Annotated in this window: 10 protein-coding genes and 1 pseudogene; 4 read left to right on the top strand and 7 right to left on the bottom strand. The window is 48.1% G+C overall.

Annotated features, from left to right (window positions below; genetic code table 11):
• A pseudogene (locus tag H6F50_RS04315) lies at positions 1 to 468 on the top strand (fused N-dimethylarginine dimethylaminohydrolase/saccharopine dehydrogenase domain-containing protein); the annotation flags it as partial.
• Positions 469 to 536: 68 nt separating this feature from the next.
• Positions 537 to 1,352 carry an Rpn family recombination-promoting nuclease/putative transposase gene (locus H6F50_RS04310; RefSeq protein WP_190412842.1) on the top strand — a complete coding sequence of 272 codons (816 nt, stop codon included), beginning with the start codon at positions 537 to 539 and terminating at the stop codon, positions 1,350 to 1,352.
• A 90-nt stretch (positions 1,353 to 1,442) separates the two neighbouring features.
• Here the strand turns inward: H6F50_RS04310 and H6F50_RS04305 are convergent, their stop codons facing one another.
• The 3 genes from H6F50_RS04305 to H6F50_RS04295 all read right to left on the bottom strand — a co-directional run bounded on the left by H6F50_RS04305 (position 1,443) and on the right by H6F50_RS04295 (position 4,296).
• Positions 1,443 to 3,218 (bottom strand): N-acetylmuramoyl-L-alanine amidase, encoded by a 1,776-nt coding sequence (locus H6F50_RS04305; RefSeq protein WP_190426707.1) that lies wholly within the window; start codon positions 3,216 to 3,218, stop codon positions 1,443 to 1,445.
• A gap of 56 nt (positions 3,219 to 3,274) precedes the next feature.
• Entirely contained in the window at positions 3,275 to 3,826 is a 552-nt protein-coding gene (locus H6F50_RS04300; RefSeq protein ID WP_190426697.1) for a pyridoxamine 5'-phosphate oxidase family protein, read from the bottom strand.
• 254 nt (positions 3,827 to 4,080) lie between these two features.
• Positions 4,081 to 4,296: a hypothetical protein gene (locus H6F50_RS04295; RefSeq protein WP_190426695.1), complete on the bottom strand. Its 216-nt coding sequence runs from the start codon at positions 4,294 to 4,296 to the stop codon at positions 4,081 to 4,083.
• Between the two features lie 65 nt (positions 4,297 to 4,361).
• On the opposite strand from H6F50_RS04295, the gene H6F50_RS04290 reads away from it, so the two are divergent.
• A complete protein-coding gene (locus H6F50_RS04290) occupies positions 4,362 to 6,035 on the top strand; it encodes a CTP synthase (RefSeq protein WP_190426692.1) in 1,674 nt (557 codons plus the stop codon).
• Positions 6,036 to 6,153: 118 nt separating this feature from the next.
• Entirely contained in the window at positions 6,154 to 6,570 is a 417-nt protein-coding gene (locus H6F50_RS04285) for a hypothetical protein (protein ID WP_190412837.1), read from the top strand.
• Positions 6,571 to 6,643: 73 nt separating this feature from the next.
• Here H6F50_RS04285 and H6F50_RS04280 read toward each other — a convergent pair whose 3' ends face one another.
• The 4 genes from H6F50_RS04280 to H6F50_RS04265 form a co-directional block, all read right to left on the bottom strand.
• A complete protein-coding gene (locus tag H6F50_RS04280; protein WP_190412904.1) occupies positions 6,644 to 7,543 on the bottom strand; it encodes an ROK family protein in 900 nt (299 codons plus the stop codon).
• A 177-nt stretch (positions 7,544 to 7,720) separates the two neighbouring features.
• Complete coding sequence (locus tag H6F50_RS04275; RefSeq protein ID WP_190426690.1) at positions 7,721 to 8,266, bottom strand: hypothetical protein; 546 nt, start codon at positions 8,264 to 8,266, stop codon at positions 7,721 to 7,723.
• Positions 8,267 to 8,360: 94 nt separating this feature from the next.
• Positions 8,361 to 9,266: an ABC transporter permease gene (locus H6F50_RS04270; RefSeq protein WP_190426687.1), complete on the bottom strand. Its 906-nt coding sequence runs from the start codon at positions 9,264 to 9,266 to the stop codon at positions 8,361 to 8,363.
• Positions 9,267 to 9,431: 165 nt separating this feature from the next.
• A partial coding sequence (locus tag H6F50_RS04265; RefSeq protein WP_190426685.1) for an FAD-dependent oxidoreductase occupies positions 9,432 to 10,589 on the bottom strand: 1,158 nt, incomplete at its 5' end.

Raw genomic sequence — 10,589 nt, 5'->3', positions numbered from 1 at the left:
GTTCGGGGGGGACACCGCCATCACCTGAAAGTAATTAACACGATTCGCCGTTATGGCAGTATTGCCAAAGCTGTTGAGAACGGTGCGATTAACAGCGGTGTCATGTATGAGTGCGTCCGCAATGGCGTCCCCTTCTGCCTTGCCGGTTCCATCCGCGATGATGGCCCCTTGCCAGATACTCAGATGGACTTAATTAAAGCTCAGGAAGAGTATTCCCAACTGCTGCAAGGTGCAGACATGATTTTGATGCTCTCTTCGATGCTGCACTCAATTGGAGTGGGAAATATGACACCAGCCGGGGTGAAAATGGTCTGCGTAGATATTAACCCAGCCGTTGTTACCAAATTGAGCGATCGCGGTTCTGTCGAATCCGTCGGCGTCGTCACTGATGTCGGTTTATTCCTCAGTCTGTTAGTGCAACAGCTGGATAAATTAACCAGTCCTTATCACATTGCTCAAACAGCTTAATTATTGTGTAAACACGATAGGGTGGGCACTGCCCACCCTATTTTTTTTCCAATAGTGGCTCTGAAGGCGTGAAAACTGACAGTATTTTCTATCAACTATTTCAAACTTTTCCCAGCATCTTCTTTGAATTGATTGGGCAACCAGAATCAACTGGTAACACCTATCAATTCACCTCAGTTGAAGTCAAACAAACCGCCTTTCGCCTCGATGGTTTATTTCTACCCTCTGACGATTCTGCTGACCAACCCATTTATTTTGTAGAAGTACAATTTCAACGCGACGAAAGATTTTATCAGCGTTTTTTTGGAGAAATCTTCCTTTACCTATCTCAATACGAACGAGCTAACGATTGGAGAGGAGTGGTAATTTTTAGAAGCAAAAGCCTAGATCCAGGTGTGAAGCCCCAGTATCGAGAATTACTGACAAGCCCGCGAATTCGACGGATATATTTAGATGAATTAGGAGAAGCGGCAGATCGATCTCTTGGCGTGGGCGTGGTGAAATTAGTTGTAGAGACTAAAAAGAAAGCCGCTGACTTGGCAAGGCAGTTACTTAATAAAGCCAGCCAAGAAATTGCTGATGAAGGGGTCAGGCGGCAACTTATAGAGTTGATTGAGACAATAGTCTTGTACAAGTTTCCACAAATGACTCGCCAGGAGATGGAAGCAATGTTTGGATTCAGTGAGTTAAAGCAGACTAGATACTTTCAAGATGTCATGCAGGAAGCTAAAGAAGAAGGACTGCAAGAAGGTGAACTGAAAGCTAAGTTAGAAGCAGTGCCTCGATTATTGGCATTAGGGTTGACTGTGGAACAGGTCGCAGAGGCTTTAAGTTTGACAATTGAGCAAGCCAAACAAGCCGCAGAAGCGAAGACTTCCGATTAGGCACTTAATTAGTATTGCTGGGATGGGAATTCATTGCCCAAATTATGGCAAATGGAATGCCCATACCCAGCCTACTGCCGACAAGAGTATTTACCGAGCGACTTTGAACCATTGGGTAACGCCTTCTGCGATCGCTGCCGCCATCTTCTGCTGCGCTTGCGGATTGACCACCCATTCAAATTCTTCCGGATTGCTCATAAAACCTAATTCCAGCAATACAGAGGGTGCAGAGGCAGGACGCGCGAGGGCTAAGTTATCCCAAAAAACGCCGTAGGAAGGACGCCCCGCCTGAGTCACGATGTAGTTATGCAGAAACATCGCTAAGCTGTGGGCTTGGGGATGATACCAAAAAGTCCCAAAACCCTGCGTATTCTGGGCATCTCCTTCATCGGGGAGGGAATTGTAGTGAATTGAAAGCGAAATTGCCGGTTTCACTGCGTCAATAATTGCCACCCGTTCTGGCAGCGACACCGCCTTATCAACTTCCCGCGTCAGGTACACTGTGGCACCCCGTGCAATTAGCTGAGTGGCGATCAGCTTTGACATGGTGAGCGTCACCTCTTTTTCGGGATAGCCGGTTGGCCCTCCTGCGCCACTGTCTTCACCGCCATGTCCGGGATCGAGAACAATTTTGATTCCAGATAAAGGCTTGTTGGAAGACTGAGAACGGAGAGGGGAGGGGCCAGAGGTGAGACGAGGGGGATGGCGCAGAGATAAAATCAGGCTCGTGCCTTCATATCTCACCGTATAACCCCATTGCTGGGCGGATTTGAGATTAAACGTATATTGAACGGTTTCTGGGGCGACCTGTTGCCAATCCAGGCGAGAAATAACGGGATCGGGGTCGAGGCGAATGATATCCGTTTGCGCCGTCGTGTTATACAGCGTTAATGTCAACGTGCGATCGCCCTGCTGCACAACGAGCGGTACCGGCACTTGTAAGGGAAAAATGACTTCTGTAGCACCGGCAATCTTCCGAGCGCGAATACTGCGAATCAGCGATCGCGGTGGCACCGAACCTTTGACAATTTGAACTTCTTTACTGTTAATCCAGCCGCCATAGTCCAAGCGCACCCATTCCCCGTCTCGACCTGTAATTGTAGCTCGCGTAGTTTTCGGCAGCGGTGTCAGGCGAGAATAATCTGTACTTGGCCCGGTTCGGGCGACCCCGGCATCAACAATCACCTCAGCCACCTCTAGCTGTGCTGGAGAGAGAATCTGAATCTTCGCCGGTCCCTCCTGACTCACAATCTGCCCATTTTTTTCTACTTTGAACTGGGGACGACCCAAATCAGCCGCCGCCGCCGCTGCTGCACAACCCAGGTAGTGTCCTGCCCCAGCGACAGCATAGGGCTGATTTTGTGCAGTTAAGGCAGCGGAATTCGCTGGTAGCTGTACAACCTGCTGCTGGTTAGTCAGCGGAATCGTTTGATTCGCCAAATTGACGGAAACATTGGCGTCAGCAGGAGCAACTGCGCCGAAACACAGCAACTCACCCGGCAGTCTGGCGAGATCCTGCGATGGAGTCAGGGAATCTTTGGCAAATGCCAACCCCTTTGGTGGCTCCGGGTGGGCGGCAGCCCGCGTAACTTTAAGTTTGACGGCTTGACCTTGATAGCTCACCGTAAAGAGGTTCTCTCCCGGCTTTAACGGAAAACTGGGAGCAAAATGCCCCTGTTTGCTCCGCGCGATCGCTTTCCCATTCACCAACACTTTTCCTGGCGGTGGAGCTGTGCCAATTAAGAAAATTCGGTCAGCTGTGGTTTTATGGCTAGCAGGAGGATAGGAAACGTAAAGAGATTGTTTTGCCGATACTGGTGCTGCCATAACCACCCCTAATACAGCCAATCCCAGGATGTTTCTCATGTTAAATCCTAAGTTCCTTACATCAATTAGAGGATAAAATTAGTAAAAAAGTTTCTTTAATCTTGTAAAAGTTTTGTGGGGAGTCCATCGATACTCTTTTGATTCTTTTCGCACCAATAGTCAAAGATTCCTTGTTTCCCTTTTTTTTCACCCCATTCTCTGATAGTTTTTCTTTCTTCTTTCAGTTCATAAATGGGCACGCCATATCCGCATGAAGTTTGTACTGATTTTATCTCAAGTACCACGATCTGACGTTCTCCTAAGATTGGCGTAAACAAGGAATAAAATTTGTCCCAAGCTTCATGTCTTGGAAAAATTACTTTTCCCTGACCGTATAAACGAAGAATCAAAGGCTTTTCAGAAAAGCTGCAAAACATGATCGTCATCCGCCCATTTCCTGGTTCATGTAAATGAGCGGAGGTCTCGTTGCCACTCCCAGTTAAATCAAGGTAAGCCACTGTATTATTATCAATACAGCGGAAAGTATCTACTCCTTTAGGCGACAAATTAATCCGACCTTCTTTCGGTGCAGTCGCGGTAAAGAAGATTTTCTGCTCCTGAATAAAGTCTCGGAGATTCTGATTTAATTCATCGTAAACTTTAGCCATGTCTAGTGTCTTAGCCCACCGATTATCCAGTTAATAGTATTTTAATTATCAAGCAATTTACAGAGGTCGAAGCATTACCAGGTATCAATAGTTTAGAATCTAATTGGCAGGAAAACGAGTGGGATTGATGGCATTGAAAGGAACGAAGCTATCGATTTCGTCTAACTTCCGGTAAAGGCAAAGTGCTAATACCAGAATGCTAGCAGCGAAGTCGGGAGGTATCAGTCAAAGCCAAAAATAGTGTCACTCAGGGGTTAAACCGTACCAAAAGCGCGATCGCCCAAGCGTGGGAATTGTCCGTCGTCAGTCCTTTGAGGGGTTTGAAGGTCTATAAGCGATCGCAAAGCAACTGTTAGCCTTGTTATCGTTCCTATAGGATAGGTGATAAGGCAGCCAACAAAGCCACTCTGCCAAGGTTTTACAAACCAGCGATCACCGATCGCAGACTGCAAACAACAAGCAACGAACAACTCGTTAAGACTGTGGCACAATTAACGGGGTGGGTTGCCGACATGGCTCTTCTTTTAAGCATTTTATGACTAAGTTTGTCTTTGTCACCGGCGGCGTGGTTTCCAGTATCGGCAAGGGAATTGTAGCAGCAAGTTTAGGACGCTTGCTGAAGTCGCGTGACTATTCGGTTTCTATCCTGAAATTAGATCCGTATATTAACGTCGATCCGGGGACGATGAGTCCTTTTCAGCACGGAGAAGTGTTCGTAACGGCAGATGGTGCCGAGACGGATTTGGACTTGGGGCACTACGAACGCTTCACCGATACGTCCATGTCTCGGCTCAATAGCGTCACAACTGGCTCGATTTACCAAGCGGTACTCAATAAAGAGCGTCGTGGCGATTATATGGGGGGCACCGTCCAGGTAATTCCCCATATTACGAATGAAATCAAAGATCGCATCCAGCGAGTTGCCAAAAATACTAACCCGGATGTGGTGATTACGGAAATTGGCGGCACGGTGGGCGATATTGAATCCCTGCCATTTTTGGAAGCAATTCGTCAGTTCCGCAAAGATGTGGGGCGTCATAACGTGCTGTATATGCACGTAACCCTGATGCCGTGGATTCCCTCAGCAGGGGAGATGAAAACCAAGCCGACGCAGCATTCGGTGAAGGAATTGCGGTCGATCGGGATTCAACCGGATATTTTAGTTTGTAGATGCGATCGCCCTCTACACCCAGGACTCAAAGAAAAAATCTCAGAGTTCTGCGATGTTCCCGTCGAGTGCGTGATTACAGCCCAAGATGCCAAAAGTATCTACGAAGTGCCGTTGATTTTAGAACGGGAAGGACTAGCACAGCAAACCCTAGAATTGTTGCAACTAGAGCAACGCCAACCCAACTTGAGCCAGTGGAAAATCTTAGTAGATCGCCTATATCATCCAACTCACCGGATAGAGATTGCCATCGTTGGTAAATATGTAAGGTTAACAGATGCCTATCTCTCAGTGTTGGAAGCTTTGCGCCATGCAGCGATCGCAGTGAATTGTGACCTTAACCTCCGTTGGGTTAGCTCGGAAAGCATCGAATCGGGCAGTGCCGAAACTTACCTGGCTGGTGTGAACGGCATTGTAGTACCTGGAGGTTTTGGCGTTCGGGGTGTCGATGGCAAAATTGCGGCGATTGAATACGCCCGTAAAAACCAGATCCCCTTCCTCGGTTTGTGTCTGGGGATGCAATGTTCGGTGATTGAATGGGCGCGACACGTCGCAGGATTAGAAGATGCCAATAGTGCTGAATTTGCCCCGAATGGATCGAATCCGGTGATCAACCTGTTACCGGAACAGCAAGATGTGGTGGATTTGGGCGGCACGATGCGCTTGGGGCTATATGCTTGTCGTTTAGCGCCCAATACTCTAGCCTTCCGGCTCTATCAAGAAGAAGTGGTTTACGAACGGCATCGGCATCGGTATGAGTTTAATAATGCTTATCGCAACCTGTTTTTAGAAACCGGCTATGCGATCAGCGGTACCTCGCCGGATGGGCGATTAGTGGAAATTATTGAACTACCTAACCATCCTTTCTTTATTGCCACCCAATTCCACCCGGAATTTAGCTCTCGACCCAGTAATCCCCACCCGATGTTCCAGGGATTGATTCAAGCGGCACTAGCCCAGCTTGACCCCGGACTTGCTCGTTCTGACTCCTCACAGCCTACCCAAGAAGATGCGACGCTCCAAGCAGCTGAGGTATCTTAACAGTTGCTGGCAATTCCAGCAGGACGGAAAGCGATCGCTTCACGTCCTGCTTTCCACCAACCACTTGCGCGGGGGAGCGTTGTCAGTGCCAGAACTCACCTTAATGTGAGGAGGTCATGTGGCGTATTGGATTAAAGTGAGTTATGAGCGAAATGAATATGTAATCGATCTTGACCGCATCAGTGCCTTCGCTTGCACCCCGAACGGTAAGGTAACTTTTTGGTTGCCTGATAGTGCCATCCCAATTATTATCAACCGTCAAAGTAACCCGGATGGCTATCAGCAAGTAATGGACTATATTCAACAAGTTAGCTTCCATTCACTGGCAGCATCTTGGATCAAAGTTAGTTATGAACGGAATGAATATGTAGTCGATCTCAACCGTATCAGTAGCTTTTCCTATTCTTCTAACGGTAGGCTCACGTTCTGGTTGCCGAATAGTGCTATTCCCATCATTATCAACAAGCAGAATGACCCGGATTGCTATCAGAAAATTTTGGAATATATCAAACAGAAAACCGGGCACTCATTTTAACCAGTAGGGAGAACGACAAGTGCTGAGACTAACACTCCTCAATCCTCAACCCTCAGTCCCCAGCCCTCAACCCTCAACTTTCAGTCTTCAAAATTTGCCAAGCCAATTTTGCCGCCCCAACCATTCCAGCTTGGTTGCCTAACTCAGCTTTTAATAGGTGCAAACCCTCACGGGAACTCTTCAGCACCCGCCGCTCAATTTCTGCAAGTGCAGCCGGAAAGAAAAATTCTGCACTTGCACTAACGCCGCCGCCAATGACAATCGCTTCCGGCGTTAAAACATAAATGAGACTCGATAATCCAACACCGAGATCGCGTCCGTAGCTTTGCCAAAATTCTAATACTTGCGGGTCGCCTGCCCTTGCCAACTTGCCCAGTTCCTCTGGTTCTAACCCCGTGCGGCGGCGAATGGCGGCTACTGAGGCATATTGCTCTAAAGAGCCTTGATTGCCGCTATTACAGGGCGGACCCTCTGGATTTAAGGTAATTAATCCTAGCTCAGCGGCGGCACCTTGATGACCCACAAACAGGTTCCCATCGAGGATAATCGCACCCCCCACACCTGTACCAAGTGTTAGCAGAATCAAATTCCGGTAATGGCGTCCAGCTCCTAACCAAGCTTCTCCCATCCCAGCACAGTTAGCATCATTGGCGAGAACTGTGGGTAAACCTGTTTTGGCTTCTAACCAATCTGCCAGGGGTACATCATGCCAGCCTGCCAGGTTAATCGCGACTCTAGCAATTCGACCGGATGCATCGGCGGGACCAGGGGTACCGATACCGAGCGCGATCGCGTGTCTTTCCGGATCGAGATGCGCGATCGCTTCTATCATCGCATCCAAAACCGCTGTCGGTGTTGCCGGTTGCGGTGTCGCCACACTCAACGACTCCAAGCAAGTCCCATCCTCGCGGAACCTCCCCAGCTTAATTGCCGTTCCTCCCAGATCAATGCCAATTACTTCCCGATTCACCACAACCGTTCTTCTAATTTCCAAAAACTAATACCACTTATCTATATTCATGCCATTTGTCACTTTTCCCAACCTTTAGAGCTGATTTATAAAGTCCCAATTTCTTCTATAGGGGCATTGCAATGCAATGCCCCTACAGAAGGTGAAGTTCGTCAGTTATTTAATCCACGACCCTTAATATCAGTCTGAAATTTTAAAGGAATTCCAGAACTTTTGAAATTCTTGCTTAGCCTGCTGATAACTTACCGCTTTCTGGTCTAATACTGCTTTTACAATTTCTTTGTCTTCATACTGCTTTTTCGCTAATTCAAACTCCAGCTTTTTCATCTGATAATCTTGCTTTTTAATTGTCCCTTCAACGGAAGCAACCCAGTTAGTAAAGCCCAAGTTTTGAACTTCCCAATCAGTATTCCCTACCTCAGAGATAGCTTTTTCTCCCAAAGCAGATTTACTTTTTTCCGTCAAAGTGTGAAAACTATTCAACGCCCCCTTAATTTGTGGAAGAACGCGCATTGAATTTTTTACAGAAAACCTTTCATTCAGGGTATAACTAACAGTTTCATCGGGATAAACAGGTTTAAGCTGCAAATCCGCTACTTGGGCTGTGTTGGGACTGGCTTGCACCTTCAAACCTGTGACAGGTGCCGCCCTAAGTATCCCAGCGATCGCAATAGATAACATAAAACCACCTGTAGCGGCAGCAATTAAAGAAATATTGTCTTTCATATCTCAGCAGCAGTGCTTATTGGTAATGGATCGTTGGTAATGGGTCATTGTATAAAAAGGTTTCGATTACCCATTACCGATAAAATATTTGACTCTATTCAGGGGATTTTTGGTTCCAATTTTCTCTCCGCAACCGGGGATTCACAAACTCGCTTAATCCTTCTCCCACCAGAGACAACCCTACCACCATCAGCGTCATCGCTAAGCCTGGGAAAAGCGCTGTCCACCAAATGCCAGTAGGCAGAGCATCCAGCGCCTGACGGAGATCGTAGCCCCATTCTGGAACCTGATCGGCAAGCCCTAACCCTAGAAAACCCAAACTGCCCAAAATCAAAATTGCATCGGCAGCATTCAGAGTGAATAATACAGGCACGCTCTGAATCACATTAAGAAACAGGTAGCGAGAGAGAACCCTCCAAGTGTCTGCCCCCATTGCTTGAGCGGCTTCGATGAACAGTTCTGTTTTAACACTAACCGTATGGTTGCGGACGACTCGATAATATTGGGGAATGTAGGAAATGCTGAGCGCGATCGCGGCATTTAAGACCCCTCGTCCCACCACAAACGCCAGCGTCACCGACAGCAACAGCCCCGGTAACGTATAAATTGTATCCATCAAAAATAGCAGCACCCGATCCAACCTACCACCCAAATAACCGCTGACTAAACCCAACGGCACCCCGATGACAAGGCTCAACACGGTTGCTAAGATAACCACTTGCAGCGCCGCTTGACTCCCAAACAGCGTCCGCGAGAAAACATCGTACCCTTGGCGACTGGTACCAAACCAATGACGCCACGAGGGCGGCTCATGAATCGGATTAGCTAAGGACTCCAAGGGATTTTGCACCCATCCCCAAGCCTGAAATGCGGGAGTGAGAAAAGCTATTAGCACGAACATCAAGGTGATAACAATTCCCACCCGCATCATCTGCATGGAGAGACTGGGACGCCCAGATAAACGTAAAAGTCGAGGTAAGGGAAGTTTTGTCGGGGTCATCAATATATCCTGGCGATGATAAATCGCGGCTACGCCAACCCCCCTTCAGAAGAAGGGAACAGAAAGCGAAGTCCGGATGCTACGCGGACTTCATTTTAAACCCTTGTCTAGCGGGTTTTGTTGGTATAGCTGCGAATTCTATGCGCCTGATTCCTAAAACCCTTGCTAGACATATTGCTCAATCATTTGGCGGAACTGGCTCTTTTGCTTAACGCCCTTCATCTCACCCACTAATTCTTTGTTTTTGAAGAACTGCACTGTAGGCGTTCCGGTAACACCAGCATTCTCGGCAATGTCTCTATCTTCCGCGATGTCAATTTCTACAAAGTGAATTTTGCCATCGAACTCATCCACCACCTTATTTAAGATCGGCTTTAGCGTATGGCAAGGTCCGCAATTGGGCGAGACGTATTTGACCATCAGCAGGCGATCGCTATCATGAAATAGCTTCCGCAACGCATAGCTACCCTCATGCCTCGTCGCCTGCGGGTTAAACGCCGCTTCTGGATTCAGCTCAGCTATCTTATCACCAGGCTCATCTGCCGGTGTATCTGGCTCTTCAGACGTATGTATCTGCTGACGATACTCGTGGAGCAAACCATTAACAGATAGCCACCGTTCCGCCAACATTGCCGCCATACAGCCAGTACCCGCCGCAGTAATCGCCTGACGATATTCACGATCCTGGACATCCCCCGCAGCAAAGACACCTTCTACACTCGTCTCCACCGAACCAGGCTTCGTCACGATGTAACCAACTTCATCCAATTCCATCTGCCCCTTAAATAGGGAGGTGTTGGGCTGATGACCAACCGCGTAGAACAATCCTTTAACAGGGAGAACACTCTCTTCACCCGTTTGAGTATGTTTGAGCTTAATCCCGGTCATCCGACCATCTTCACCGACAACATCCACTGGCTGAGAGTTCCAGTGAACGGTAATTCTGGGGTTATTCAGAACCCGATCCTGCATCGCTTTACTTGCCCGCAGCTTGTCGCCGCGAATCAGCATATGAACGCGATCGCCATATTTAGTCAAGTAAACTGATTCCTCAGCCGCCGAGTCACCCCCACCAACCACAGCCAGTTCCGCACCGTGGAAGATCGGTGTCGCACCATCACAAATCGCACAAGCCGAGATCCCCCGACTCCAAAACTCATGCTCGTTGGGCAGCCCTAACCTCTTCGCCGTCGCCCCCGTAGCAATTACAATACTATGAGTTCTAACTTCTCGTTCCTCAGACCGAACAGTAAAAGGACGCTGACTCAAATCCACCGATATCACATCCTCGGTAACTAACTCAGCCCCCCATCTCTCAGCCTG

It is taken from the genome of Coleofasciculus sp. FACHB-712 (genome assembly GCF_014695635.1).
Classification (GTDB): Bacteria; Cyanobacteriota; Cyanobacteriia; order Cyanobacteriales; family FACHB-T130; genus FACHB-T130.
Note: the sequence above shows the minus strand (reverse complement) of the source record. Positions and strands in the feature narration are given on the sequence as shown.

Bases quoted from the DNA above. Each gene is read 5' to 3' on its own strand.
- H6F50_RS04300 (WP_190426697.1), bottom strand. From the start codon at position 3,826: ATGGCTAAAGTTTACGATGAATTAAATCAGAATCTCCGAGACTTTATT.
- H6F50_RS04275 (WP_190426690.1), bottom strand. From the start codon at position 8,266: ATGAAAGACAATATTTCTTTAATTGCTGCCGCTACAGGTGGTTTTATG.
- H6F50_RS04290 (WP_190426692.1), top strand. From the start codon at position 4,362: ATGACTAAGTTTGTCTTTGTCACCGGCGGCGTGGTTTCCAGTATCGGC.
- H6F50_RS04305 (WP_190426707.1), bottom strand. From the start codon at position 3,218: ATGAGAAACATCCTGGGATTGGCTGTATTAGGGGTGGTTATGGCAGCA.
- H6F50_RS04270 (WP_190426687.1), bottom strand. From the start codon at position 9,266: ATGACCCCGACAAAACTTCCCTTACCTCGACTTTTACGTTTATCTGGG.